Annotated in this window: 27 protein-coding genes; 14 read left to right on the forward strand and 13 right to left on the reverse strand. The window is 50.3% G+C overall.

Translation table 11 applies throughout. The features are described from left to right. Positions 1-19 precede the first annotated feature (19 nt). The gene (locus ACBZ72_10990) at positions 20-295 is read left to right on the forward strand and encodes a peptidylprolyl isomerase (GenBank protein ID XES76688.1); all 276 of its coding nucleotides are present in this window, start codon (positions 20-22) and stop codon (positions 293-295) included. A gap of 4 nt (positions 296-299) precedes the next feature. On the opposite strand, the gene ACBZ72_10995 is transcribed toward ACBZ72_10990, so the two are convergent. From ACBZ72_10995 to ACBZ72_11015, 5 genes are all read right to left on the reverse strand, one after another. Next, positions 300-749 (reverse strand): helix-turn-helix transcriptional regulator, encoded by a 450-nt coding sequence (locus tag ACBZ72_10995; GenBank protein XES76689.1) that lies wholly within the window; start codon positions 747-749, stop codon positions 300-302. 316 nt (positions 750-1,065) lie between these two features. After that, complete coding sequence (locus ACBZ72_11000) at positions 1,066-1,254, reverse strand: YHS domain-containing protein (protein XES76690.1); 189 nt, start codon at positions 1,252-1,254, stop codon at positions 1,066-1,068. A gap of 36 nt (positions 1,255-1,290) precedes the next feature. Continuing rightward, the gene (locus ACBZ72_11005; protein ID XES76691.1) at positions 1,291-3,708 is read right to left on the reverse strand and encodes a heavy metal translocating P-type ATPase; all 2,418 of its coding nucleotides are present in this window, start codon (positions 3,706-3,708) and stop codon (positions 1,291-1,293) included. 185 nt (positions 3,709-3,893) lie between these two features. Then, positions 3,894-4,541 carry a thioredoxin family protein gene (locus tag ACBZ72_11010; protein ID XES76692.1) on the reverse strand — a complete coding sequence of 216 codons (648 nt, stop codon included), beginning with the start codon at positions 4,539-4,541 and terminating at the stop codon, positions 3,894-3,896. Between the two features lie 200 nt (positions 4,542-4,741). Further along, on the reverse strand, positions 4,742-6,148 hold the full coding sequence (locus tag ACBZ72_11015) for a Kelch repeat-containing protein (protein ID XES76693.1): 1,407 nt from the start codon (positions 6,146-6,148) through the stop codon (positions 4,742-4,744). Between the two features lie 190 nt (positions 6,149-6,338). Between ACBZ72_11015 and ACBZ72_11020 the strand changes: the two genes are divergently transcribed. Continuing rightward, positions 6,339-6,761: an OsmC family protein gene (locus ACBZ72_11020; protein XES76694.1), complete on the forward strand. Its 423-nt coding sequence runs from the start codon at positions 6,339-6,341 to the stop codon at positions 6,759-6,761. Positions 6,762-6,772: 11 nt separating this feature from the next. After that, positions 6,773-7,963, forward strand: a complete 1,191-nt coding sequence (locus tag ACBZ72_11025) for an FprA family A-type flavoprotein (GenBank protein ID XES76695.1) — start codon at positions 6,773-6,775, stop codon at positions 7,961-7,963. A gap of 12 nt (positions 7,964-7,975) precedes the next feature. Here ACBZ72_11025 and ACBZ72_11030 read toward each other — a convergent pair whose 3' ends face one another. Beyond that, a complete protein-coding gene (locus tag ACBZ72_11030) occupies positions 7,976-8,575 on the reverse strand; it encodes a cob(I)yrinic acid a,c-diamide adenosyltransferase (GenBank protein ID XES76696.1) in 600 nt (199 codons plus the stop codon). Further along, the gene (locus ACBZ72_11035) at positions 8,542-10,632 is read right to left on the reverse strand and encodes an adenosylcobalamin-dependent ribonucleoside-diphosphate reductase (GenBank protein ID XES76697.1); all 2,091 of its coding nucleotides are present in this window, start codon (positions 10,630-10,632) and stop codon (positions 8,542-8,544) included. The genes ACBZ72_11030 and ACBZ72_11035 overlap by 34 nt, the downstream gene beginning before the upstream one ends. Positions 10,633-10,825: 193 nt before the next feature. Between ACBZ72_11035 and ACBZ72_11040 the strand changes: the two genes are divergently transcribed. Together ACBZ72_11040 and ACBZ72_11045 are read left to right on the forward strand one after the other, a co-directional pair. Continuing rightward, the gene (locus tag ACBZ72_11040) at positions 10,826-11,056 is read left to right on the forward strand and encodes a hypothetical protein (protein ID XES76698.1); all 231 of its coding nucleotides are present in this window, start codon (positions 10,826-10,828) and stop codon (positions 11,054-11,056) included. A 92-nt stretch (positions 11,057-11,148) separates the two neighbouring features. Next, complete coding sequence (locus ACBZ72_11045; GenBank protein XES76699.1) at positions 11,149-12,009, forward strand: hypothetical protein; 861 nt, start codon at positions 11,149-11,151, stop codon at positions 12,007-12,009. Here ACBZ72_11045 and ACBZ72_11050 read toward each other — a convergent pair. From ACBZ72_11050 to ACBZ72_11060, 3 genes are all read right to left on the reverse strand, one after another. After that, positions 12,006-12,434: a CoA-binding protein gene (locus tag ACBZ72_11050; GenBank protein XES76700.1), complete on the reverse strand. Its 429-nt coding sequence runs from the start codon at positions 12,432-12,434 to the stop codon at positions 12,006-12,008. The two genes, ACBZ72_11045 and ACBZ72_11050, sit on opposite strands and share 4 nt — an antisense overlap. 67 nt (positions 12,435-12,501) lie before the next feature. After that, positions 12,502-13,440 carry a S1C family serine protease gene (locus ACBZ72_11055; GenBank protein ID XES76701.1) on the reverse strand — a complete coding sequence of 313 codons (939 nt, stop codon included), beginning with the start codon at positions 13,438-13,440 and terminating at the stop codon, positions 12,502-12,504. A 54-nt stretch (positions 13,441-13,494) separates the two neighbouring features. Next, positions 13,495-13,872 carry a transcriptional regulator gene (locus ACBZ72_11060; protein XES76702.1) on the reverse strand — a complete coding sequence of 126 codons (378 nt, stop codon included), beginning with the start codon at positions 13,870-13,872 and terminating at the stop codon, positions 13,495-13,497. A gap of 160 nt (positions 13,873-14,032) precedes the next feature. Between ACBZ72_11060 and ACBZ72_11065 the strand changes: the two genes are divergently transcribed. Next, a complete protein-coding gene (locus ACBZ72_11065) occupies positions 14,033-14,965 on the forward strand; it encodes a winged helix-turn-helix domain-containing protein (GenBank protein XES76703.1) in 933 nt (310 codons plus the stop codon). 85 nt (positions 14,966-15,050) lie between these two features. Here the strand turns inward: ACBZ72_11065 and ACBZ72_11070 are convergent, their stop codons facing one another. Both ACBZ72_11070 and ACBZ72_11075 read right to left on the reverse strand, forming a co-directional pair. Continuing rightward, positions 15,051-15,533: a hypothetical protein gene (locus ACBZ72_11070; GenBank protein XES76704.1), complete on the reverse strand. Its 483-nt coding sequence runs from the start codon at positions 15,531-15,533 to the stop codon at positions 15,051-15,053. A 31-nt stretch (positions 15,534-15,564) separates the two neighbouring features. Next, on the reverse strand, positions 15,565-15,999 hold the full coding sequence (locus tag ACBZ72_11075) for a flavodoxin domain-containing protein (GenBank protein ID XES76705.1): 435 nt from the start codon (positions 15,997-15,999) through the stop codon (positions 15,565-15,567). Between the two features lie 150 nt (positions 16,000-16,149). Here ACBZ72_11075 and hypA point away from each other — a divergent pair, with 150 nt between their 5' ends. From hypA to ACBZ72_11115, 8 genes are all read left to right on the forward strand, one after another. Beyond that, the gene (gene hypA, locus ACBZ72_11080) at positions 16,150-16,548 is read left to right on the forward strand and encodes a hydrogenase nickel incorporation protein HypA (GenBank protein ID XES76706.1); all 399 of its coding nucleotides are present in this window, start codon (positions 16,150-16,152) and stop codon (positions 16,546-16,548) included. A gap of 3 nt (positions 16,549-16,551) precedes the next feature. Next, positions 16,552-17,274: an ATP-binding protein gene (locus ACBZ72_11085; protein ID XES76707.1), complete on the forward strand. Its 723-nt coding sequence runs from the start codon at positions 16,552-16,554 to the stop codon at positions 17,272-17,274. A gap of 36 nt (positions 17,275-17,310) precedes the next feature. Continuing rightward, a complete protein-coding gene (locus tag ACBZ72_11090) occupies positions 17,311-18,045 on the forward strand; it encodes an HAD family hydrolase (protein ID XES76708.1) in 735 nt (244 codons plus the stop codon). A gap of 304 nt (positions 18,046-18,349) precedes the next feature. Then, positions 18,350-19,687 carry an amidophosphoribosyltransferase gene (locus tag ACBZ72_11095; protein XES76709.1) on the forward strand — a complete coding sequence of 446 codons (1,338 nt, stop codon included), beginning with the start codon at positions 18,350-18,352 and terminating at the stop codon, positions 19,685-19,687. 58 nt (positions 19,688-19,745) lie between these two features. Beyond that, positions 19,746-21,155, forward strand: a complete 1,410-nt coding sequence (locus ACBZ72_11100) for a phosphoribosylamine--glycine ligase (protein ID XES76710.1) — start codon at positions 19,746-19,748, stop codon at positions 21,153-21,155. Positions 21,156-21,157: 2 nt separating this feature from the next. Then, positions 21,158-22,240 (forward strand): hypothetical protein, encoded by a 1,083-nt coding sequence (locus ACBZ72_11105; GenBank protein ID XES76711.1) that lies wholly within the window; start codon positions 21,158-21,160, stop codon positions 22,238-22,240. Next, entirely contained in the window at positions 22,224-23,147 is a 924-nt protein-coding gene (locus ACBZ72_11110) for a formylmethanofuran--tetrahydromethanopterin N-formyltransferase (GenBank protein ID XES76712.1), read from the forward strand. Before ACBZ72_11105 ends, ACBZ72_11110 begins: the two co-directional genes overlap by 17 nt. Beyond that, a complete protein-coding gene (locus ACBZ72_11115; protein ID XES76713.1) occupies positions 23,144-24,058 on the forward strand; it encodes a carbohydrate kinase family protein in 915 nt (304 codons plus the stop codon). The genes ACBZ72_11110 and ACBZ72_11115 overlap by 4 nt, the downstream gene beginning before the upstream one ends. Before the next feature lie 102 nt (positions 24,059-24,160). Here ACBZ72_11115 and purQ read toward each other — a convergent pair whose 3' ends face one another. Then, positions 24,161-24,979, reverse strand: a complete 819-nt coding sequence (gene purQ / locus ACBZ72_11120; GenBank protein ID XES76714.1) for a phosphoribosylformylglycinamidine synthase I — start codon at positions 24,977-24,979, stop codon at positions 24,161-24,163.

Raw genomic sequence — 24,979 nt, forward strand, 5'->3', positions numbered from 1 at the left:
ACCCAACTTGGATACGGATATGCCAGACAAAGTTCGTTGCGCCCACATCCTTGTTAAAACGCAAACCGAAGCAAAAAACGTTCAAGACCGCTTAGCGAAAGGCGAAGCATTCGCTGAAATAGCCAAACAAGTTTCCCTTTGCCCTTCAGGAAAGAAGGGAGGCGACTTGGGAAAATTTGGACGTGGACAAATGGTTAAAGAATTTGAAGTTGCCGCGTTTAAACTTGAGAAAGGGCAAACTTCAGAGCCAGTGAAGACCCAATTCGGATACCACATCATTAAACGCACAGAATAGCAGGCTACATTAAGCCTAAGCTTTGTTTATACGATGCCGCACAGTGTATGCAACAAAAGGATAAGTCACGTCCTTTTATGCGTTCAACGTAGCCGCCTTCGTACACTTTGCAGCCGCAGTGTGCACAAATCTCTAAACTGGGTTCTAACGCTACGCTTATGAGTTCCGAAAACCGTTTAAACAGTTGCTCACTGAATGCTCTGCCATCCTTGGTGAGTTCAAAGACTTTCCGTTTTTTTGCACCCACAGGCTTAAGCGAATGGGTGACAAGCCCTTTCTGTTCGAGTTTTTTGAGGAAAGGATACACAAGGCTGGGGCTGATGTCTTTACCTATGACTTTTTTGAATTTACTGATTATTTCGTAACCGTGGACAGGCCCTTGATGAAGTATTGTAAGTATGTAAACCCGTGAGAAGTCAGAAACTATCTCATTTATCTCTTCAGGTTGAGCCATTTTCGTTAACCTGTCTTGGTTAGATATATTTATAGGACACTTTTAAACTTGTTTTATTGAGTAAAAATGCTCTGCTGGTTGAGACCGACTGCTGAGTTCACCGCCACCATCATCCAGCCATACCTATCCGTTTTGTTTAACGAGTTTCATGGTGGCAGAAAGGCCGCTGCAGAGGAATCTGTTTTTCCCGCCTTTTCTCCTTTCTCCCAAAAAAGGCCAACTGCGGCGGCCCTGCAAACCCAAATTGTTCCCCAAACAAACGCGGAGAATTGAGAGAGGAGATTAAAAACAAAAAAGAAAGGAACTAAAAAGGCGGTTAGTGTCCACCACAACAGCAACCGCAACTATGTCCTGATGAATTGCCGCTGACGTATTTTTCTGGGTTTTCTTCAAATTCAACTTTGCATCCGGGCGCACAGAAGTAGTAGGTTTTTCCTTTATAGACGGTCTTCCATTTGGCTGTTTTCTCGTCTACATCCATGTTACAAACTAAATCTTTAGCCATACACTTTCACCTCCATATATCTGGTTGTCGTGTGACTTAGAGTTTTGGTTTAAACCGCCTCAGCAAAGAAGCGTTTGTAACCACCGTCACTGAGCTACTTGCCATAGCCGCCGCTGCATACACAGGGTCAAAGAGCACATGCAAGATGGGGTAGAAGGCGCCCGCCGCCAACGGAATGAGGATGATGTTGTAGAAGAACGCCCAAAACAGGTTCTGACGAATCTTACGCATTGTTGCTTGGCTCAGTTGAATAGCAACCACTACATCTCGCAGGTCATTTTTGATAAGAACTATGTCACCTGTCTCCACTGCAACATCGGTTCCCGTGCCAACGGCAACGCCGATGTTTGCCTGCGCCAACGCTGGAGCATCATTAATGCCGTCACCTACCATCGCAACCACCTTGCCCTCACCCTGCAACCGCTTAATTTCGGCGGCTTTTTCGCTGGGCAAAACCTCTGAAACCACACGATTCACGCCGACTTGCCCTGCGATGGCGATGGCAGTACGTTGATTGTCACCTGTTAGCATGATGACTTCCAGCCCCATGTCTTTTAGGGCACTCACAGCCTCTTTTGAGTGCTCTTTAAGGGTGTCCGCTACGGCAATCAAACCTGCGGCTTTACCATCCGCTGAAAGGAGCATGGCGGTTTTGCCTTCTTCCTCAAACGCCGACATTGTGGCTTCAAACTGGCTTACATCTACGTTGCGGGCTTCCATGAGTTTGCGGTTACCCAGCAGCACAACCGAGCCGTTATATTGGACTTCAACGCCCTGCCCAGGTACAGCATTGAAATCTTGGGGGTCTTCAACCTCGATGCCCTCGATGGCTGCTTTTTTGACTATGGCTTCTCCGAGGGGATGTTCAGAGTTTTTCTCTGCCACCGCGGCGTACTGCAGCAATCGCTTTTCGGTAAACGTTTTGTCGGTAACTATGTCGGTAACTTCGGGTTCGCCTTTGGTTAGAGTGCCTGTTTTGTCGAAAACGACGGCTTGAAGTTTGTGAGCGGTTTCTAAGGCTTCGCCGCTTTTGATTAGGATGCCGTTTTCTGCGCCTTTTCCGACACCAACCATGATGGCTGTCGGAGTTGCAAGCCCTAAAGCGCAGGGACAAGCAACAATCAAGACGGCTATGAACACGGTGAGTGAGAATATGTAGGTCTCGCCGACAAGGAAGTACCACACGAAAGCCGAGACGGTTGCGGTGAGTATTATGGCGGGGACAAAGTAGCCTGCCGCGATGTCGGCAAGCCGCTGAACAGGCGCTTTTGAGGTTAAGGCGTCTTCTACCAGATTGATGATTTGAGCCAGCGCCGTGTCTTTGCCAACTTTGGTGGCTTTGAACTTAAGCATACCCGTCTTGTTCATGGTTGCCCCAATAACTTGGTCACCATTACGTTTCTCCACGGGGATGCTTTCGCCCGTGATGACTTTCTCGTCCACGCCTGAGTATCCTTCAACAACTGTGCCGTCAACGGGGATTTTCTCACCTGGACGCACTACAACGATGTCGCCAACTTGGACCTCTTCAGCAGGGATTTCCAGTTCTTGGTTGTCTCGGATGACTCGGGCGGTTTTGGCTTGAAGCCCCATGATTTTTCGGATAGCCTCGGAGGTTCTGCCTTTGGCTATGGCGTCAAGGAGCTTTCCTGTGAGGATGAAGGTCATGATCATGGTGGAGGTGTCAAAGAAAACGGCTGAATCGGGGAACACGCTTGGGGCGAAGGTGACTATGGTGCTGTAGAGCCAGGCGGTTGAGGTGCCCATTGCGATGAGGGTGTCCATGTTTGCGGTTTTGTTGCGCAGACCCTTGTAGGCGCCCACATAGAAAGTCCAGCCCACGATGAATTGCACGGGGGTTGCGAGGATGAACATTAGGATGCTGTTTTGCGCCATGGGCAGCGGAGGGAACCACATCAAAACCATGATGGGGATGGTTAAGGCGATGCTGGTTGATAGGAGCAGTTTTAGGTGGCGGATGTGTTTTTGGCGTGCTTTGCCTTCGGCGTCTTCTACGGTTTTTTGTTTGGGTTCGATGATTTCGTAGCCAACGTTTTGTATGGCTTTTTTGATTGCGGGGAGGCTTATCTGTTCGGGGTTGTATTCGACGGTGACGTTTTCCATGGCAAAATTTACGGTTGCAGTGTAGATGCCTTCGCGCCCGTTGAGGGCTTTTTCGATGCTTTTGGCGCAGTTTATGCAGGTCATGCCGCCGATTTGGAGGACAGCTTTTTCGTGTATGACGTGGTAGCCGATGTTGTTGATGGTGTCTTCGATGGTTTTTTGGGTGACGAGAGTGGGGTTGTAGTCGATGATAGCTTTTTCAGCGGCTAAGTTCACGGTGGCTTGGGTGACGCCGTTTAGTTTGTTGAGCCGCTTCTCGATGGCTCGTGCGCAATTTATGCAGCTCATGCCGCCAAGGTTAAGAACAATTTTTTTGGTTTGCTGGCTCATCGTATGTCCCCCAGGTGATGCCTTTAACTATGATGGTGGTCGCACGATATAAGAATTTCTTTAAAAGATATATCTTCAAGACATTTATACTAAATGATTTCACAACAGATACAAGATACGCAGAACAAACCAACTCGCAAACACAACCACTACCCGACCCCAAAAAAAAGGAAATGTTTTGAGGGTTAAGTGTTTGCAGCCAAAATTGCGTACTCAGCGAAAAGGTCCTCGTTAAATGCCCCCGTAAACTCCACTTTCTCGTTAAGAACAATTTTTGGTACCCCCATAACGCCATACCTCTGCGCTTGAACGGGAAACTCTTGAGCATCAATCACGTCGGCACGAATCATCTCCGACGCCACAGCAAGTTTATGAGCAATTGCCCCCGCCGCAGGACAATGCGGACAAGTCAACGTGACGAAAACCTGGATATGAACGGGGGCTTTGACGTCTTTAAGGAGCGCTTTGGTCTTGTCCGCGAGGTCAGTTTTACCCGAAGAAACGTTAAGGATAGCGTCCACAAGCGTCTGCAACTCGTAACCGTAAGGCACCCCAAAAATGCGCACCCCATAATCCTTTTTACCCAAAACAGCAATGGCGGGGATCTTGTCGATGCCAAGTTGTTTGGCGAGGTCGGCGTCTTTTTGGAAGTCATGCACTTCAGCGGTGATTTTTTCGTTGAGCTGCGCCATTTCTTGGGTGAGTGTGCGGGTGTCGCTGCAGAAACGGCATTCCATTTCCTGCGTAAACATAACAAGTTTAACGGGGTCAACCAGTTTCTGTTGAAACTCTGTTTTAAGAAGCTCTTTTTTGTCATCAGGTAATAGGCTCATGTGTCAATCTCCCTTGAAGAAAACGGCGTCTGCCAATAACTTGGGGTTTCTAACATATTATCTTTGTGAAGCTTACAACACCAAAAGAACTGACCATAACCGCTGCAATAAGTACAACTATTGTTATGGCTACAGCTTCACTGGTTATGGATTTCTGGCTTGATTGATTGGGAAAGTAGAGGTAACAGTTGGGCTTGCGGTCAAAGAGGTGGTAGAAGATGGCTTGGCAGGAGAAGGAGTGAGGAGGAAGGCGCTACTGTAACTGAGTTCTCTGTGGTTTGACAGAGCTCATTTCCAGCGGGCACGTATTGCAGGTTATCGGTTGAGTCGGGTGCAAAGATGTTGTGTCCGCCACCCAAAACGTAAAACACATTATCCACGGCAACCGCTGTTTGCCCTGCTTTGGTTTTAGGCATGTCTGCGCCCATGCTCCAACTATTGTTTTGTGGGAAATAGATTTGGGTCAGGTTTTGCCCGTTGAGCGGATACTCCTGAGTGGTACCTCCAAACACATAGATGGCAGTGAGTGTGGCGGCGGCTGCAGCGTTTGAAACCCCTTTGGGCATTGGAGCACCTTGGGTCCAGGTATCGGTTGAAGGGTCGTAAATCTGGTTGAAGCTGACAAATGTTGGTCCACCCGTGTTTCCACCCATAACGAAGATTTTGTCATCCACCACGGCAGAGGCATAGTTGACTACAGCAGTAGGGGGACTTGTTTTAGTTGCCCAAGAATCCGTTACAGGGTCATAGACCAATGTGAGATTGCCGACGAGGTAAATTTTGCCGTCAATCACATTAGCCTCTAAGCCACTTGCAGGCTCAGGCATCGGGGATGAGGATTGCCATACGTCTAAAGCGGGGTCATACACGAAAGTGCCATTTTGCATGATTTCGCGTTCTCCAATCAATGCTGCCCCGCCAAAACAGTAAATCTTGCCCGCATAAGCCGCCACTGCAAAACCACTCAATGGAACAGGCAAAGGAGCTTTCTGTATCCATGTGTTAGTTTGGGGGTCGTAGGCTTCATTGACGGCGGTGCAGTTGCTAAAATGCAGAGACCCATTGATTTGGGTTTTAAGGCCGCCGAGGACAAAGATTGTTCCGTTTACAGCTGTTGAGCCTGCGTTGTAACGTGAGGTGGACATGTTGGCTTTTTGGGTCCAAGAGTTCACCTTCTGAGTCCCTGTTGTGTTTGCGTCTATTATGGTGAAGTAGACGGTAGCGTGGTCGGTTAGGGTTTGCGGCGGCTCAATTCCCATACGGGTTGACACATAAACGGCTACCCAATGCATGCCATTCGTTAAACCTGAAACAACAGTCTGCCCAGTTATGGTTGCTTGAAAAGAATCCTCCCGATAAGTAACGGTCAGCGGCAAGGTCTGGTTTGAGTTACCGTCAAGACTGTAGGTCAGGGTGATGTTCATGTTGCTTTCGACTATGGACACAAACGTGACGTTAAGCGTGACGCCGTTGGCAGTACAAGTTTGGTTAGTAGGCGAAATGATGCCAACAGACAACGTGATGGGGGAGGTTGCCCTTGACTCGTGAAAGGGCAGCGTAGCCGCAAAGGGAAAAAACAAAACTGAAAAGAGAAGTAAAAGAGACACTGTTTTCTCCATTGGGGTTTGCCTCACAAAACACAAGGGCGTAGACTGATTTAGCTCTCCCTGCAGAACCGTATGGTTCTCCCTGCAGAACACCTCCAACAGAAACTGAGGCAGCAGCCAGAAACCAATATAAACACGCCGCACCAAGGAACATGCTGTATTTTTCCAACAAAACAAGGAGCGCATAAAATTGACTAAACTTCACGCTAGAGCAAAAATAATTCAGAACTACGAAATTATGCTTGACAACACCCGAGCGCACAGCGTCATAGTAGACCAAAAAGACGAAACAAACAACACACCTGGATTGGGCGCAACTCCGCTGGAACTTTGCGTCATGAGCCACGCTGGCTGCTATAGCAACATCTGCCAGATGGTCGCGCGAAGAATGCATTTACCTCTTAAAGGCTTGGAAGTCAGCGTGGAGGCAGTCAAAGACCCCGAGGTCGGCACCATCGTGGAGGAAACCTTTGAAATCATCTTCAAAACCGACGCAGCCCAAGACCAAGTTCAGCGCCTGCATGAACACACTCTACGCAACTGTCCTGTTGGCATCCTCCATGAGAAAGCAGGGGTCAACATAACCTATAACCTGAAAACAATAAAAGAGTAGGAGAAAAAATTATGAAAAACCCTATAGCAAAAGACATCTACTGGGTTGGCGCGGTAGATTACAACATCCGCGACTTTCATGGTTACATAACCAGCCGTGGCAGCACCTACAACGCCTACCTAATTTTAGACGACAAAAACGTGCTTGTCGACACGGTTAAGCACACCTTCAGCGATGACCTCATCAGACACATCTGTGAAGTCATTGACCCCGCAAAACTTGACTACATCATCGTCAACCATGTCGAAATGGATCATTCAAGCAGCCTGCCCAAAATTGCTCAACTAGCCAAAAACGCCACAATCATCGCCTCCGCACGCGGCAAAGAAGCCCTCATTGACCACTACGGACAAGACTTTGCTAACGTGCAAACTGTCAAGTCCGGCGACACCCTCAAAATCGGCAGCCGCACCCTCAGTTTCTTGGAGGCACCTATGCTGCACTGGCCAGACAGCATGTTCACCTACATAGTGGAAGATAAAATTCTCATGCCTAACGACGCCTTCGGGCAGCACCTAGCCTCTGGCGAACGCTTCAACGACCAAGTGGACCAGCACATTCTCATGGAGGAGGCGCAGAAGTACTACGCCAACATACTCATGCTGCTGGGACCGCTGGTGGCTAAAAAAATCCAAGAAGTCGTCAAAATGGGCTTGCCTATAGATATGATTGCTCCAAGCCACGGCATCATCTGGCGCAAAGACCCCACCAAAATTATCCAAGCCTACGCTGACTGGGCAGCAGGCAAAGCCAAAAACAAAATCGTAATTGTCTACGACACGATGTGGGGTAGCACCGACAAAATGGCCCGTTCCATAGCTGAAGGAGCCGTTAGTCAAGACGTCGAAGTCAAAGTGTGCAAGCTCCGCGCCTCAGACAACACTGAAGCCATGACTGAAATCCTCGATGCGAAAGCTGTCATTGTGGGTTCCCCCACGCTTAACAACGGCATGTTCCCCACCGTCGGAGCCTTCCTAACCTACGCCACTGGCCTTAAACCCAAAGACAAACTTTGGAGCTTTTTTGGCAGCTTCGGCTGGGGAGGTGGAGCAGTCCGCGCCATGACCGAGACAGCACGTAAAGCAGGCTTTGAAATCCACGAGGCGGACTTGCAAATCAAGTACGTGCCCACCCATGAAGCGTTGCAACGGTGCTTTGAGTTAGGCAAGCAGATAGCCGCCGAAATTAAAGCCAAACCCTAACCTCCTTTTTTGTTAGTATTGTATGCCTTTTGTAGGCTCGAATTTTTCGGGCATTTTTACGTCTTGGACTATGTTGACAAAGTCAGCGCGTTCCAAAAGCGCCTTTGCCGCGTATCTGCCTGTCAGAACCACCGTCGTCTCCTTTGGCACATGACTAAGCAACTCAAGCACCCGCCCCACAGGCAGCAGCCCCCAATGTACCGCCAAGTTCACCTCATCCAAAACTAGCAACGCAGGCTGCCTCTCCTGCATCACGCCTGCCGCAAACGCCAACGCATCCTCGGCTAACTCGCGGTCGCGGTCAGTGACGGCTTCCACTTGGAATTTTTCGCCTCCAAAATCCACCGTCCGCGACTCTGTTCCCAGCCAAACATCTCGCCCAAACGCGTAAATCTCGTACAGGTCACCCAGTCGCTGCCTCACCAGAAACTCACCTGTATCTTGCCGCCACTTACAGAACTGCACAATCACCACCCGTTTACCGTGCCCCACCGTGCGCAATGCCAATCCGAGCGCGTTGGCGGTTTTGCCTCCGCCTGTACCTGTGTACAAGTAAACGTAACCCAAGCTGACGCCTCCTACGAGGGGAAGGGGCAGTTTCGGGTTGGACACCCACCTGCATACTCAGCATGCACGGAAACAAAGGTGCCCTCTTTGGCTTGGATTTCGCCCACGTAAAGCACCTGCTCGGGTTTGCTGCCGTAACGGAAAACCGTAACCCCTTTACATTTGAGTTTCCAAGCCAAATCAAACACTTCGCGCACGTCGGCGTCTTTGGCGTGGTTGGGTAGATTGACCGTTTTGCTAACCGCGTTGTCGGTGCTTTTCTGAAAAGCCGCCTGCGTCTTCACATGCCACTCAGGCGCGATATCCAAAGCTGTGACGAAGAGTCGTTTAACTTCGTCGGGGACGCCGTGAATTTTCTGAACTGAACCAGTACGCGCGATTTCCTCAAGCAGTTTGGCACTGTAGAAACCCTTCTGTTTTGCCATCTCTTCAAAGAGGGGGTTGGTTTCAAACAGCCGTGCGCCGCCTAGCACGTTGCGCATAAAAGACACGGCAAAGAGGGGTTCGATGCCTGAGCTGCAGCCTGCGAGGATGCTTATGGTGCCAGTTGGGGCAACGGTGGTTACGGTTGCGTTGCGAAACGCTGTGTGGTTGGGTTCCCATCGGCTGCCCACGAAGTTAGGGAACGACCCCCGTTTTTGCCCGATTTCTATGGATTTCTTTTTAGCCTCCTCCTCAATGAAAGCCATAACTTGTTCGGCAATTCTAAGCGCATGGTCAGAATCGTAAGCAACCCCCAACAGGATAAGCATGTCGGCGTAGCCCATGACGCCTAAACCGATTTTACGGTTTGCCTTGGTGATGGCTTCAATCTCTTTGAGCGGGTAAACATTGGCGTCTATGACGTTATCCAGAAAATGCACTGCATTATACACGGTCATCCGAAGCTTCTCCCAGTTCACCTCCCCGTTTTCCACCATCTTTGAAAGGTTAATGGAGCCCAGATTGCAGCTTTCGTAGGGAAGAAGGGGGAGTTCGCCGCAGGGGTTGGTTGCGCTTATCACGCCGATTTGGGGGGTTGGGTTGTGCCAGTTAATTTCGTCGATGAAGATTAAGCCGGGGTCACCGCTTGCCCACGCTGAATGCGCAATCAACTGCCAGACTTCGCGGGCTTCAAGCTTCTTGACTTTTTCGTCGTTGCGGGGATTCACCAAAGAATACTCGCTGTCCTCTTCCAGCGCCTTAAGGAACGCGTCAGTGACTGCCACAGACACGTTAAAGTTGGTCAGCAAGGTTGGGTTCTGCTTTGCCGTTATGAACTCTAAAATGTCAGGGTGATCCACACGCAGAATTGCCATCATGGCGCCTCGGCGTTTGCCACCTGCCTTTATGACTTCAGTTGCGGCATCAAAAACCCGCATGAAACTGACTGGCCCTGAGGCTACGCCTTTGGTGGAGCCAACGATGTCACCGCGGGGTCTAAGCCTTGAGAAGTCAAAGCCTACCCCGCCGCCTGTTTGCTCGATGAGCGCCATGTGTTTGACTGCGGTGAAGATGCTTTCCAAGGAATCGTCTACGGGGAGGACAAAGCAGGCGGATAGCTGCCCTATGCGGGTGCCCGCATTGAATAGGGTGGGAGTGTTGGGTAGAAATTCAAGTTTTGCCATCAGGTCATAGAAGACTTGCTCGCTCTCGACGGGGTCATCACCGTAGCGGGCATCGACTTTGGCGATGGCTTTGGCAACCCGTTCAAAAAGTTTAGTGGGGGTTTCAAGAAGGGTTCCGTGTTCGTCTCGTAAAAGGTACCGAGCTTTAAGAACCTCCATGGCGTTCACCGTCAGTTTCGGCTGCACCCCCAAAAGGCTCCGTAGGCGTCGCAGTTCCTCTTTTTTCTTTCGAAACTCCTCGTAGGCTAACGCTATTTTCTCGTAGCCTTCCTTTTTCAGAACCTCAATCACGATGTCCTGCACATTCTCAACGGAAGGCGTTTTCTCAGTGTACCGTTCCGAAATTAACTTGACCACTTCGTGGGTGATTTTTTGGGCTTTGTTGCCTTCTCCTAACTCAACTGCCAAAAATGCTTTGTAGAGGGCATTCTTTATTCGGTCAGCATCAAAATCTACGATTCTGCCGTCTCTTTTTAGAATCTTGCCCGAAAACATACGCACAAACCAATTAATTCTTCTCAGGTGGTGATATAAAGGTTTCAAACCCGCCGACGGACATCGGTTAGGGGATAAAAAGAAAGGGGCAGCTAAATTAGCGCTGAGTTTCTCGAGAGTTCCGTTTGTGAAAACCTTAATTAAACAGTAATACTTTTTTAAAGAAACGTAACACTAATGGGGCACATAGTACATGTCGGACTTAATTAGCAGGGAAAAACTCAAAGAAAAAGAACTTGAACACCTATTTGAGGGCATAAACGGAGAAATTGCTCTGTTAACCGCCACCGCAAAATTCGACTATAACCTGCGAAAAACCACCGAAAACGACCTTAAAATAAAACTAGCCTACATTGAGGACACAACAAAAATCGCGGAGCTACTAAAAAACCGGATGACTCTTCTGTGGAAAACCACGAGTTAACCCCGAACAACAATAAATCTGTTTTTTGCATACACAAAGTTATTATTTCAAGTTTTAGAATTTACTGTTGATTATCATTGGTGACTTATTGAGTGTCCTTTGAAATCCAAGAATTGCCCGACGTTATTAAAGTCATCCTCCTGCTGCACCTCAGTAAAGGAAAAACCGCCCAAAAAACTGAACTAAAACGCAGATTAGACAAAGTCTGCTCCAGCCTTGCCTGCATCGACATGAACGAGTTAGAGAAAGCTCTCAAAGAAATGGCCGCCGAAGGGCTAATCATCCTAAACGATAGCTCTGTGCAACTCACCGATCAAGGGCTTAGGCTGGGCAAGGAATGGCAAAGCCTGCTTATGAAAAAAGAGCCCATCCTTGAGGTGGTGGCGGGTTTAGTTGACGGTTCTATAACCAGCTTGGTTGTTATCCTCTCAGCCTTCATCTCCACCCTCACTGGCAGCGCAGCGCTTTCAGGGACAAGCACGGTTATTTTTGCGGCGTTTCTAACTCTGACAGCCGTAGCCATAACCAACTTTTCCAGCTTCTTTCTGGGCGGAGTCACCGAAGACCTTGCCGACATATTGACGCTGCAGAACTTGATGAACTTTAGCTTAAGCGATATCCCTGACAAAAAAGAACGCGACAAATCACTTATGCTGGTCAAAAAACTCTTCCTCGTGCTGGATAAGGAGATTCACAGTGCAAACCTGTATGCCGCAGCCATAGTCATGGCAACAACCTTCATAGCGGGCAGCATCCCAATCGCGACGTTTCTGCTTCTACCCTACCCCATCAACATGGTGTTGTCGTTATCCATTGTTGCCGCCATCGCAGGCATCTTCCTAGTACGCTACCGTTCCAAGAAGACCCGCGTCCACTGGAAAGTCACGCTGATGGAAACCTTAGCCATCGTTGCCTTAGCCACAGTTGCCTCGGTGGTTCTGGGCTTAGTTTAACCTTGAAGATGCCGATGCTCCACCATCATACACCGGTCCATAACCACCACTAAGCCAGCATCACGCGCTGCTTCCGCTGCCTTCTCGTTGACGATGCCTGACTGCATCCAAACCACAAACGGCTGTTCAAACGTTTTCCTGAGCTTTATTGCCTCATCAACTATGGGCGGCACCTCTGTTGCGGGGCGAAAAATGTCAACGACTTCGATGGTTTTCTGAAGTTCTTCTGGAATAGCAGACAATGTGGGGTAGCTTTTTTCGCCCAAAACCTCATCCGTAAACGGGTTCACAGGAATCACGTGGTAGGCGTGCCCTTTTAGGTAGGCGGCTACGGCGCGGCTGGGTTTGCCAACCTCACGTGAAAGCCCAACCACCGCAACAACATGATATTTCTCCAGAATCTCGCGAATTTGGTTTTGACTCAAAACACTCCCACCCTAAACTGACTACAAAAACCGCATCCACACTTAAAAGAAGTTACGGAAAAAACGGCTAAGGCATGCCGCTAAGTTTAAGCTCAAAGAAGTTTTCCTGCCCGCTGCGCAAAGCAAACACACGCACGCTGTCACCGACTTTGTGTTTTCGGATTTCCCGCAACAAATCGTCTATGCCGCGGGTTTCCACGTTATCCACTTCTAGAATAATGTCGCCCTCCGCCATGCCCGCACTTTCCGCGGGGCTACCCCCTGCAACTTTGGTGACCAACACGCCGTGTCCCACGGGAAACCCGTAGTAGCGGGCAATTGCCACAGTCAGCGTCAAGCCCACTACGCCCAGCCAGGGACGTTTGCTTTCGCCTTGAGTGAGGATGTCAGTGGTGCAAAGTTTTGCCAAATTGATGGGGATAGCGAATCCGATGCCTTGGGCAAAGGGTATAATTGCTGTGCTTATAGCGACGATTCTGCCATCCAAATCCACCAGTGGACCACCACTGTTGCCAGGGTTAATTGCTGCGTCGGTTTGAACGAGGTTCTCGATGAGGCCGCGGTCGGATTGTATGGTTCGGTTTAGGGCGCTAATGACGCCTGAAGTTACGGTGGGTCCACCGGTTAAGCCGAAAGGGTTGCCAATGGCGTAGACGCGTTGCCCCACTTTGAGGTTGTCAGAATCACCCAACTCTGCCGAAGAAAGCTCGCCCGCGCTAACTTTTACAACGGCGATGTCTCGTGCAACACAGGAACCCACGATGGTGCCTTCGATGACTTGGTTGTTGTAGAGGGTGACGTTGATTTTTTGTGCGCCGCCCACAACATGGTGGTTAGTGAGGATTAAGCCTTCGTCAGCGTCGAATATGGTGCCGGAGCCCATGCCTGAAATGGGGACTGCTTGGTAGAAGATGTTATGAACCAGCCGTACGGTGCTTATGTTAACTACGCTTTTGGTGGCTTTTTCGATGACTTCTAGAACTTTTTTTTCGTCGTAAACGGACAAAGGGAAGCGCTCCTCGACATGAGTTTGGAGGGCAGTTTAATAAATCTTCAACTGTTAGGGGTCTTGGCAGAAGGTGCAGCTTTCAATTGGGGGTTTTTGGTTCTGTTGGCAAAGGGAGCACATTAAGCCTTTGTTTCGGATTATGGTGCAGGCTTGGCAGAACAGTTTCATAACCGCCGCGTGCTGAACGGGATTGGACAGCAACAACGGAATCATCTTTTCGGCTATTGTTCGAATTTCAGGTATGTCGCCGATGAGTATGGCTGAGCCGCGGATTTTTTTGTTGTATTTGCTAACTGCTGATTGGGTTACACCCAGAATCTGAGCAACTTGGCTTTCTTTGAGGTTGTGTTTTTCGATGAGGGTTTGGGCTAGGAGAGCGCGTACAGCTGGTGAAACGGTTTTTACGGCGACTTCGCAGGGCGTGAGCAAATTTCCACCAGATATGGTAATCTGTTGGGAAAATATATTTAAACATGCCGTATGTCATGTACTTTATGACGTATGTCTGGACGGGTACTCTCCTCTGATTCCTATATCTCCCAACCGACTTTTAACCCGCCAGACAACGCCAACAAGGAAAGACCGCCCAATGAAGACCCAAGAAACATTCAGCGAAAGAGGCGTAACAGAAATTCTCCACTCTTTAGACCAAAAATGCAAGAACTGCGCCCCCGTTTCCCCGCTTGAATGCATCACCAACTGCAAAGTTTGGAAACTTCGAAACGAATTCCGCATGCTCTGCGAAACCATGGAGAACCCCACCTTCATGAAGGACCTCCTCAACGTCCTTAAAAATGACACCCGCATCGCCATCCTGCAAACCATAACCAAAGGGCACTATTCCATGGGTAAACTGCAGCAGGAACTCAAAAAAGCAGGCTACCTCCACAGTCAAGAAACCATATCCGAAGAGTACCTCCAACCCCTGCTAAACGTTGGCTTAGCAGCTGAAGCCCACGACCAATTCTACGCCACAAACTTCGGCGGCAGACTCACCAGCCTAATCGAGAACCTGCCCGAATTCACCGACGTTCTGCCCTCACACAGCGAATGCCACGAAGAAAACATACTCACCACACTGCTTGACGGCCCAAAAACCTTTGAAGACATCAAAGGGTTTGTTCCCGCAAAGATTGTCTCCCGCATCCTGAAGCGGCTCAAAACGACAGGGTTAATATCCACCCCGAAAGAAAGGGACTACATTTTCTTCTTCAAATCAAAACGCGACCCCGCAAAAGAAACACTGGCAACCACTGAGAACAGAATTTACAACGACATCCCTGAAGAGGGAATATCCGCCAAACGGCTCTCCCAGAAAACAGGTCTTTCCCTGCGCAGAACCTACAAGTACCTGCGTGGTTTAAAAGGGAAAAAACTGGTCTTCGCCAGAAAAACCCCCAAAACGTACACCTTGACCGAAAGGGGCGAACGACTCGCATGGCTACTCAAAGAACTGCACAAAATAGTTGACGAAACCGTCAGTTTCTCCGAAGAATTCGCCAAACAAAGAGAAAACTCGTAAGCACCAACCAAACGCCAAAAAGCGTTTATAGGCTTTGTGCGCCGTGCCCCAAGTTTTACAAACCAAAGAATAGGAAAATGGTTGTTTATCCGCCGGGGGCACCGTGGAAAGGTGATTCTTCCCAGAGGAATTTCCACCAATCTTCCTCAGTGATTGTTTCGCCGCGTACAATAATTTCCAGAACTTCTTTTAGCATGGCGTGATGTCGGCGTTCATCCATCAAAATCGAGTTCAAAAGGAAGGCGACTTTCTTGTTTTCGATTGTGGGGAGTTCATCTTCAAGTTTCTTAATCAGGTCGGCTTCCAGTTTGATGTGTTTTTCTACCAACGCTTTTTGCTGGTCAAGGTTTTCTTGGGTCATGGCTTGGGAAACAGTTTCAAGCAGCGTGATGGCAGAGGCGTAGAGTTCCGCATGTTTGGTGGAATCCAACGAGATGCCTTTTAAGACGGCTTTCACGGGGGGGTTGTTTATGTTTTTCAGCCCCTCGGTCACGGACTGGACAATTTCGTTTTCGTTCCGAATTTGCTTTTTCATAAATTCAACTAACTTTTCGTTCTGGGAACTCATAGCTTGAATCCTCCTATTAGGAACGGGAAGCTTAGGGAATAAGGCTTTCGGCAAGGCGTTTTCCGAGTGCTCTGCAGTTATCCAGCGCCTTCTGGTCAGGTGCGTACTTGGCAAGCAAAGGCCCCTCGGACAGGTTCATTTCGAATTTGTTTTTCATGATTTCCTGAACCAGTTTAGGTGCTTCGCCGCTCCATCCGTAGGACCCAAAGGTTACGCCAGGTTTACCTTTTAAGGCGACACCTCGAGCTGCGGCTTCTTCGAAAAGCATCTTGATGTCTATGGGCATGTCGTGGTGGTAAGTTGGGGTTCCCACGGCTATCGCGTCGTAGCTGTTTAAGTCATCAGCTTCGATGAAGTAGTTTATGTCCACTTGGGCGTTGCTTGATTTTGCGCCTTCCGCCACCGCTTTAGCCATTTTCTCGGTGTTTCCAGTTCTACTGTAAAAGAACACAAGGATTTTCAACATGTACCCCTTCTCAAGTTACCTGAAATAGATAGTGTGAAAAGAAAATATGAACCTTCCGAGAAAAAACAGCAGAAGACAAAGCGGTTGCAACTGACACGTAGCGAATTGTAGCTGCAAATGTTTAATTTCTGCAAAGGAGTATGGCTTTCCATGCATGAATGGGCATTAGCTGAAGCTGTAATCAAAACAGCCGAAGAAATCGCGCAACAAGAAAAATTAAAGCAAGTCAACGAGGTCACAATCAAAATCGGGGAGCTTCAAGATGTGGAGCGAGAAATCTTCCGCTTCGCACTTGCCCAGCTTAAACCCCTAAAATTTAAAGAAGCCAAATTTAGAATTTTAACTGCCAAAAGCACCCTTAAATGCAAAGTCTGCGGCAACACCTGGCAGTTTAACAAGAAAGAAATGAACGAGGAAACGGTGGAGGCAATCCACTTCGTTCCAGAAGTGGCTCACACCTACATGAAATGCCCCAAATGCGGCAGCCCGGACTTTGAAATCAGCCAAGGACGAGGCATTTGGCTGGAAAGCATCAAAGGAGCAAAATAAACGGTGGCTGACCCCCGCACAAGCATCATAGCAGACCGGCTTAAACAAATAGACAGAATCATCGCGGTTTCCAGCGGCAAAGGCGGAGTGGGCAAAAGCATGGTGGCAACTGCACTGTCACTCTCCCTTGCAAAGCGAGGCTGCAGCGTGGGCTTGTTCGATTTAGACTTTACAAGTCCTTCAACGCATCTAATTTTGGGTTCTGGGGACGTGCAGCCCACTGAAGAGAAGGGGCTTATTCCGCCCACGGTTGAGGGCTTAGAATACATGTCTCTTGTTTATTACAGCGGCAACCAAGCAGCACCACTGCGGGGAGCAGAAACCTCAAACGCCCTCATTGAACTGCTTGCCGTCACGTTATGGGGCAAGTTGGACTACCTGATTATTGATTCGCCGCCCGGCATTGGAGACGCCATGCTGGATTTGGTGCGGTTGGTGCCACGCATAGAGTTTCTGATAGTAACCACGTCCTCACAGTTGGCGTTTGAAACTGTTAAAAAACAGATTCAGCTGTTAAAGGAGCTTAAGGTTCCCGTGGTGGGCATCGTGGAGAACATGAAGATTCCGAAGACAAATAACATTCAGCCCCCGACGGAGGCGATGGGACTCAAGTTTTTGGGTGAAATTCCCTACGACATAAACGTGGAGCACGCCATCGGCAACCCGCAGAAGCTGCTGTCCACTGGGCTAGGCAGAAAGGTGTGGCAGGTAGCGCAAACAGTATAACAGCCGTTCCCAGTTAACCTTCAAGGAAGGAAGCGGTTGCCCACAATCAAAGCTGTTATAACCGACTACATTGGCACCCTAACAAACGTGCAGTACTACACCATGGGCGCCTCCATGCTCAAACTTTACAATGCGTTAGTGGATTCTGGTTTCCAGATGGACCAACAAGAGTTTTTAGATGCTTACGGCGTGGCACATGAGAAGTACCGTTTGGTCCGCTTTGGCGAATGTCGGGAAGTTACCAACGCTGTTTGGGTTGCAGAGGCGCTGCGCAGTTTAGGGTTTGAGGTGACTGCTGCGGATCCGCGGATGAATGCGGCGTTGGATGTGTTTTTTCAGGAGTACATAGATTCGCTTGAGCTACGCCCGTATGCTGAGCAGCTTTTGCGCCAAAGTGCAGAAACATGCAAGCTGGGTTTGGTCTCCAACTTTACCTACGCGCCTGTGGTGTTTAACAGCCTGAAGCAGTTGGGGATAAGCCGATACTTTGATGTTGTTGTGGTTTCGGGGGATTGTGGATGGCGGAAACCTCACGGGCAAATCTTTAGGGATGCATTAAGGCTGCTGGAGGTTGGGACGCAGGAGGCAGTTTTTATTGGGGATAGCCCAATGGAGGACATTCAGGGAGCTTTGGCTGTGGGTTTGAGAACCGTGTTTGTTCAGTCCCAGTTTTTTGGGTTAAAGGAACTGGAAGCCAGCGGGCAGAAACCCAATTTTGTCATGGCGGATTTGGAGGAAATCAGCAGAAGATTTGCAGAAATCACCGCGTAGCCATCTTCCTTGAAGGTGGGGCACCCGCAAGCCACAGTTGCAAATTTGGCTTTTGAAGGTTTACCCTCCATGGTTTTTAGCTGAAAATGTCCTAAAAGCTCATAAGCACCCGTTTTCACTTATGCCAATGTTGCACTAAAAAAGGGGTATTTGTATAGGCTGCGGAGTATTTGGCGCAATAAACTTCGAAAAACAACCCGTCTTCTCTTACGTTTACTGGGGACTAAGAGCCCAAAACCACCGAGGACACCAGTCCCACGGCTTCTTAACCTACTATCAAGGCAACTTTTTCAGCTACAAAAACTTGGACCTTGTTCCTAAACTGAAATCCAGCGCCATCCAAGAATGGTTCAGGCGACTGCCAGGACACATCGGCATCGCCAACGTACGTTACACCACCTCAGGAAAATGTGACGAAGAATCCATCGTGCAGGGCACACAGCCCATGACGGCGGAGTCAGGCGGCATTAAACTGGCGGTTTCCTTCAACGGAAACATCGTCAACACGCAGCAGTTGCTTCAGGAAATCACTCAACAGTTCCCCAACTTTTCATGCGCCTGCGACTCAGACCTGGTCTGCACCAAGCTGCTGATTGAACTGAAAAGCGGCAAAGACTTCCCCGCAGCAGTCAAAGCCACCATGCTCAGCTTAGACGGCGCTTTCTCGGTGATTGGCATAACAGGCGAAGGAACCCTGTTTGCGTTTAAAGACCCCCACGGCATAAAACCTCTCTGCGCAGGCCACAGCCCCGACGAGAAAACCTTTGTTTTTTCTTCTGAAACCGTCAGCTTGGACATTAACGGGTTTAAGCGTGATTTTGAGTTAGAAGCTGGTGAATTGGTCATAGCGACCAAGGATGGTTTTAAGCGGCAACAGCTTATTGAAAACCCAAAGAAGGCGTTTTGCGCTTTTGAGTTTGCCTACTTTGCCCGACCTGACTCGCGGTTCAACGGCAAGTACGTCTACGAGATTCGAGAGGATTTTGGCAGAAACATCGTGAAAGAGTTCCCGGAAATCGCCAAAGACGCCGACATCGTAGTCTCGGTGCCTGAGACCGGTGATGACCCCGCAATGGGGGTGCATGAAGAGTCAGGGCTGCGATGGGAACGCGCCAGTCGGCGGCACCGCTACGTCACCGAGCGCGCCTTTATTCTGCTAAACAACGAGCGGTACTCCACTATAGACCGCAAAGTGAACATCCTCAGCTCCAAAGTTGAGGGAAAACGCGTCATCGTAACCGAGGACAGCGTCGTACGCGGCGACACCACCAAAGTGGTCATTGAGAAGCTGCGCAGGTCAGGCGCCAAAAAGGTGTACATGTTTGTCACCTTCCCCCGCATCATCGGACCCTGCTTTTACGGCATCGACATGTCCACCTATGGGCAGTTGATAGGCTCCAAACACACTGAGGAGGAAATCGCCAAAATCATCGGCGCCGACGCCGTCTGCTACCAATCCATTGAGAATTTGGTGAAGGCGTCAGGCTGCACGAAGGATGAGCTTTGTTTAGGGTGCATCACGGGCAAGTACCCGACGCCGCTGGCTCAGAAAGTAGCTGATGAGATGAAGCAAAAGTTTCTGCATGGGTTCGTGGAGAAAGGACGCATCTACGAGGAAGGCAACGAAGCCACCACCACGTAGGCAGTGTAAAACAATTTAAGCCGATGCGCGAATTCTGTATCCAAACGGTGTATTCCCGATGGAAAAGATAGGTGTACTGGTTGTTTCGTATGGTGCCCGAGAAGCCGCCATGGTTGACGCCCTGAGCCGAAGCCCAAACTACAAAGTCGAATTATACGTTACCGACAAGCAACGCAACCCCTTCAACGTAGAAAAAGCAGCAAAACATGTGGTTATTCCTGACTTGAACGTGGAGGCAATTTGCAAATTCGCCCAAGCCAACAAGGATGCAATTGACTTTGCTCTCGTGGGACCTGAAAAACCCATAATTGAAGGCGCCCGCGACCAAATTGAGGAACAGACAGGCATCCCCGTCATCTGCCCCAAACAGGAATACGCCATCGAAGTCAGCAAAGTCCAGCAACGCCTGCTTTTCCAAGAAATCGCGCCTGAAGCCAATCCGCGGTTTAAGGTTTTTGAGCCTAAAGACTACAAGGGCACCGAAGAAGTGAAAACTGCCGTTTACCGATGGCTAGACGAGTTGGACAATCAAGCCGTCGTTAAGCCCGACCGACCAACCGCAGGCAAAGGCGTGGGGGTCTGGGGCGACCACTTCACGACGCGGGAGCAGCTGTTTGAGCATTTCATGTCTAACTTTCAGTATGGCACCGTCATAGTCGAGGAGAAAATTGATGGGGAAGAATCCAGCTTCATGGCTTTCTGTGACGGAAAACACCTCGCCGTCTTGCCCGACACACGCGACCACAAACGCGCCTTCGACGACGACCGCGGACCCAACACGGGCGGCATGGGCAGCTACAAAGACACCCAAGACGTTTTGCCCTTCATGACAGCGGCGGACCGCGAAAACGAACTCTCCATCGCGCAAAGAATTTTCCAGCATTGGGTCTCAAAGATGCCTGACCCCTCCGCTGTTCGAGGTGTACCACTGTATTTGGCGTTCATGCACACCGCCAAGGGACCTAAGATTCTTGAAAACAACAGCCGCCCAGGCGACCCCGAAATCATGAACATCCTGCCCATTTTGAAGGATGATTTTGTGGATGTCTGCTTTGGGATGCTCGAGGGCACGTTGAACCGCGTGGATGTGGAGAAAGCCGCGACGGTTTTAACTTACAAGGTTCCGCCCAGCTACGGCGGCTACTTGGAGGTTTTCCCCAGCAAAGTCAACAACGCCGAGATAGGCGAACCAGTGGATTTGTCAGCGGCTTATGGGCTGTCCCGCAAGTTTGGCGACGAAATCCGCGTCTACCCCGGCAGCATGGAGCTTCGCGACGGCAAAACTTACGCGCTCAAATCCCGTGTGGTCGGCGTTTTGGGCGTAGGCGACTCCATTGAGGAAGCCAGGGCAGTCAGTTTCGAAGGCATCAACGCCATCAAAGGCGGCGCCCTCTGGAACCGCAGTGACGTTGCGTCAAAGCAAACCATCGCAAACAGCATCAGGCACATGCAGCAGCTGAGGGCGTAACGTTGAAGCGCGTTTTCGTTTCAGACTGTGAAGGACCCATATCCAAAAACGACAACGCCTTTGAGTTAACCGCCCAGTTTGTGCCCAGCGGCGACAAACTCTTCACCGCCATCAGCCGATACGACGATGTGCTTGCTGACGTGTTCCAAAGACAGGGTTACAACGCGGGCGACACACTCAAGCTGATTTTGCCTTTTTTGAAAGCCTACGACATAACCGACAGGCAAATGCAGGAGTTTTCCGCACAGACCCTGTTGCTCATTGCAGGCACCAAAAAAACTCTGCGGCACATCTTGGGCGTTGCGGAAGCCTTCATTGTAAGCACCAGCTACGAACACTACATCAGGGCACTGTGTGAGTGTGTGGGTTTTCCGTTTGAAAACGCCTACTGCACGCGTCTTTGCATGAACAAGCACCACTTATCGGAAGAGGAGAAGGTGACGCTAAAGGCACTTGCCGCAGAAATCGCCGCCATGCCTCCCATAGACGCACCTGTCGACACAAAAACGCTCGAGGACTTTTCTCTAATCGACCAAGGAACCCTTCGGCGGTTGGATGAGATTTTCTGGACCCAAATCCCGCGCATGAACATCGGCAAAATCTTCTCCGAAGTCACAGCTGTTGGTGGTGAGCAGAAAGCCCAAGCCATCCGCGACTTAACCAAAAAAAGGCAGCTGCCCCTCTCAGGCGTCATGTATGTCGGCGACAGCATCACCGATGTGCAAGCTTTCAGGTTGGTTCGCGAAAATGGGGGGTTAACGGTCTCTTTTAACGGCAACGGTTACGCGGTTCGGAATGCTGAGGTGTCGGTTATGTCGGAAAACAACCTTGTCAGCGCTGTCTTAGCCGACGTTTTCCTCAACTACGGAAAAGCTCAAGTCCTGCAGCTGGTGGAGAACTGGAGTCCAGAAGCCCTCAAAGCCAGCCCCGCCAACCCCGCCCTCCTTAACCTCCTGTTGGAGGTGTATTCTGGCGAGTTGCCGAAGGTTCAAATAGTTACAGATGCGAATATGGAATCATTAAGCTCGGAGAGCGGCAAGTTTAGGAAGCACGTGAGAGGCGAAGCTGTTGGGAAACTCGGATGAAATAAAAGCGCCTGTTGAGGACACATTTGCAGAAGCCTTTGAGGGCATTTTTTGCCGCATAGCCGTCACCGCAGACGATGAACGCACCCTGCGAGCCGCGGCGGAAGATGCCACGTCCACGCCCAGCGTCGTCATTGGCAGAGTTGAAGGCGGCATCGAACGCTACCTCACCAAGAAAGAAACCCCCGACCAACGCCTCGGCGCAATTCTACAGTTCTGGGCAGAAATTAACCCCAAAAAAACCTTCCCCGAAACCCTCAAAAAATTCGAAGCGGAACTCAGCTACCGCATCCGCCAAGACATCCTCGTCAAACCCTTCACCGCGGTCTTCGACTGGCTGCCCGAAGCTGAGGGTAAGCTGGATATGATGGAGCGGGTGGGGCACTGCGGCGATGGCTACGAATACGTCGAAAAACGCTACGGCAGAAAAGTCATCGTCGTTCCCCTTATGGTACCTGACTTTATTATCGAGCGCCACATTGGGTACGCGCATGGCGTTACGGGTGGGAATTTTTGGTTGATGTGTGAAAATAAGCATGCGATGATGAAGGCGGGCGATAGAGCGCTTGAGGCGATTCACCGCGTCGCTGGGGTAGTGACGCCGTTTGATGTGTGCTCGGCGGGTTCTAAGCCTGAAACACATTTTCCGCTGATTGGCCCCACCACAAACCACCTTTACTGTCCGTCACTTAAGCCGAAGCTTGGCGATGCCTCCAAGGTGCCCGACGGCGTCAAATACATTCCCGAAATCGTCGTCAACGGCACCTCCATGGATGCAGTAAAAGCCGCCATGAAAGCAGGCATCGAAGCCGCACGCACAGTCAAGGGGGTGGTGCTGGTTTCGGCGGGCAACTACGGCGGCAAACTGGGCAAGTACCAAATCCGCTTGCTGGAGCTGGTGCAGTGAGCCGCTTTGACTTTGTGGGGTTTGGCGCGCTCAACGTGGATAAGCTTTTCAAAGTGAAGCGCATTGCGCACGCGGAGGAGGAGAGTTTTGTGCAGATGCATGAGGAAGCTTGCGGGGGCTCTGCAGCCAACACCGCCGTGGGCTTGGCGCGGCTCGGATGCAAGGCTGGCTTCATCGGCAAGGTGGGCGACGATAGGGAAGGCAACCTGCTCACACAGGACTTCCGCAGGGAAAGCGTTGATACGTCGGGCATTGTTCGCGCGGAGTATGGTGAAAGCGGCACGGTGATGGGATTTGTGGACGAGGCGGGGCAGAGAGCGCTTTACATTCACTCAGGAGTTAACGACTCCATAGCCCCCGAAGAAATACGTGGCGAATACGTTTCGGGGGCGCGGTTTGTGCATTTGACATCTTTTGTGGGCGAAAAAAGCTTCCGAACCCAAAAACAACTTATTCAAAAATTGCCCCCCGAGGTCAGAGTCAGCTTTGACCCCGGCGCGCTCTACGCACAGAAAGGCTACAGCCAACTTGAACCAATAATATCGAAAACTTACCTCATGATGCCCAACGCCAGAGAACTCCAGCGTATCACAGGCAAAAAGACCCCCGAAGAGGGCGCAGCTTTTCTCTTGGACAAAGGCGTCAAGGTGGTGGCGGTAAAGCTTGGCGGCGAAGGTTGCTACGTGACCGACGGCACAGAAAACCATACGACCCCTGCCTTCAAAGTGTCCGCGGTGGACACGACAGGCGCAGGAGACGCATTTAACGCAGGCTTCCTCTACGGTTTACTGAACGGCAAGGCGCTGCAAGAGTGCGGCAGGCTGGGCAACTTTGTTGCGTCCAGATGCGTGACCAAGATGGGGGCCCGCACTGGGTTACCTTACAAGCGGGATTTAGAGTCGCTTGGCTAACTCGCTCTGTTTGGTTTTCTGCCACAGCATAGACCCCCTCCCCGGTTTTCTGCATACAATTTCTAATAGCATCCAAATATGTCCCTGCAAAACACGGACGGGTTAGAGTTTTTTGGCTAAGTGGTCAATTAGGCTTTCGAAGATGAGTTTTCCGTCGCCGTACTGCGGCATCGCCTGCTGGGCGGTCCAGTCAGGTTGCTGCCACCAGTAGAATGCGCGTTCAGGGTGGGGCATTAAACCAAAGATTGTGCCTTCGCGGTTGCAGACGCCTGCGATGTCATGCAAGCTGCCGTTGGGGTTGGCGGGGTACTCGCCGTTTGCGTCGGCGCCGTTTTTGTGGCAGTAACGCAACACAACCATGTCTTCGTCGAGTAGTTTTTGGAGCAGTTGGGCTTCTTTTTCTTTAGGCAACAGGAACCTGCCCTCCCCATTGGCGATGGGCATGCGCAGAACCGCGTTTTGGGGAATTTTGTTTGTGAAGATGCATTTGCCGTGGTTGGCGTTTTTGAGGTAGACCCATTCGCATTTGAAGCCCTGCGGAATGTTGTTTGCCAAAGACGCCTCAGGATACAGGCTGACGCCTTCAAAGCCGGGCAGTAAGCCTTCTTCGACCAGAATTTGGAAGCCGTTACATATGCCCAGTATGGGACGGCCCGCGTCGATGAATTTGTGCAGGTCTTTGCCTAGTTTAGCCGAGAGCATACGTGCAAATATGGCGCCTGAGCGGACGTAGTCGCCATAGCTAAAGCCCCCAGGGAAAACCAACGCGTGGTAATCCATCAGGTTCTGGGCTTTTATGACTTCGTTAAGATGTCGTGTTTCTGCCTGCACGCCAAGGGCTTGGAGGGCGCGTTGGGTTTCGGCGTCGCAGTTGGTTCCGCCCACCCGCATAACCAAGACGCGAACTTCGTTAAGCTTCAT

It is taken from the genome of Candidatus Bathyarchaeia archaeon, assembly GCA_041447175.1.
Classification (GTDB): domain Archaea; phylum Thermoproteota; class Bathyarchaeia; order Bathyarchaeales; family Bathycorpusculaceae; genus JADGNF01.

Bases quoted from the DNA above. Each gene is read 5' to 3' on its own strand.
- ACBZ72_10990 (XES76688.1), top strand. From the start codon at position 20: ATGCCAGACAAAGTTCGTTGCGCCCACATCCTTGTTAAAACGCAAACC.
- ACBZ72_10995 (XES76689.1), bottom strand. From the start codon at position 749: ATGGCTCAACCTGAAGAGATAAATGAGATAGTTTCTGACTTCTCACGG.
- ACBZ72_11000 (XES76690.1), bottom strand. From the start codon at position 1,254: ATGGCTAAAGATTTAGTTTGTAACATGGATGTAGACGAGAAAACAGCC.
- ACBZ72_11005 (XES76691.1), bottom strand. From the start codon at position 3,708: ATGAGCCAGCAAACCAAAAAAATTGTTCTTAACCTTGGCGGCATGAGC.
- ACBZ72_11010 (XES76692.1), bottom strand. From the start codon at position 4,541: ATGAGCCTATTACCTGATGACAAAAAAGAGCTTCTTAAAACAGAGTTT.
- ACBZ72_11025 (XES76695.1), top strand. From the start codon at position 6,773: ATGAAAAACCCTATAGCAAAAGACATCTACTGGGTTGGCGCGGTAGAT.
- ACBZ72_11035 (XES76697.1), bottom strand. From the start codon at position 10,632: ATGTTTTCGGGCAAGATTCTAAAAAGAGACGGCAGAATCGTAGATTTT.
- ACBZ72_11040 (XES76698.1), top strand. From the start codon at position 10,826: ATGTCGGACTTAATTAGCAGGGAAAAACTCAAAGAAAAAGAACTTGAA.
- ACBZ72_11065 (XES76703.1), top strand. From the start codon at position 14,033: ATGAAGACCCAAGAAACATTCAGCGAAAGAGGCGTAACAGAAATTCTC.
- ACBZ72_11070 (XES76704.1), bottom strand. From the start codon at position 15,533: ATGAGTTCCCAGAACGAAAAGTTAGTTGAATTTATGAAAAAGCAAATT.
- ACBZ72_11075 (XES76705.1), bottom strand. From the start codon at position 15,999: ATGTTGAAAATCCTTGTGTTCTTTTACAGTAGAACTGGAAACACCGAG.
- hypA (XES76706.1), top strand. From the start codon at position 16,150: ATGCATGAATGGGCATTAGCTGAAGCTGTAATCAAAACAGCCGAAGAA.
- ACBZ72_11100 (XES76710.1), top strand. From the start codon at position 19,746: ATGGAAAAGATAGGTGTACTGGTTGTTTCGTATGGTGCCCGAGAAGCC.
- purQ (XES76714.1), bottom strand. From the start codon at position 24,979: ATGAAGCTTAACGAAGTTCGCGTCTTGGTTATGCGGGTGGGCGGAACC.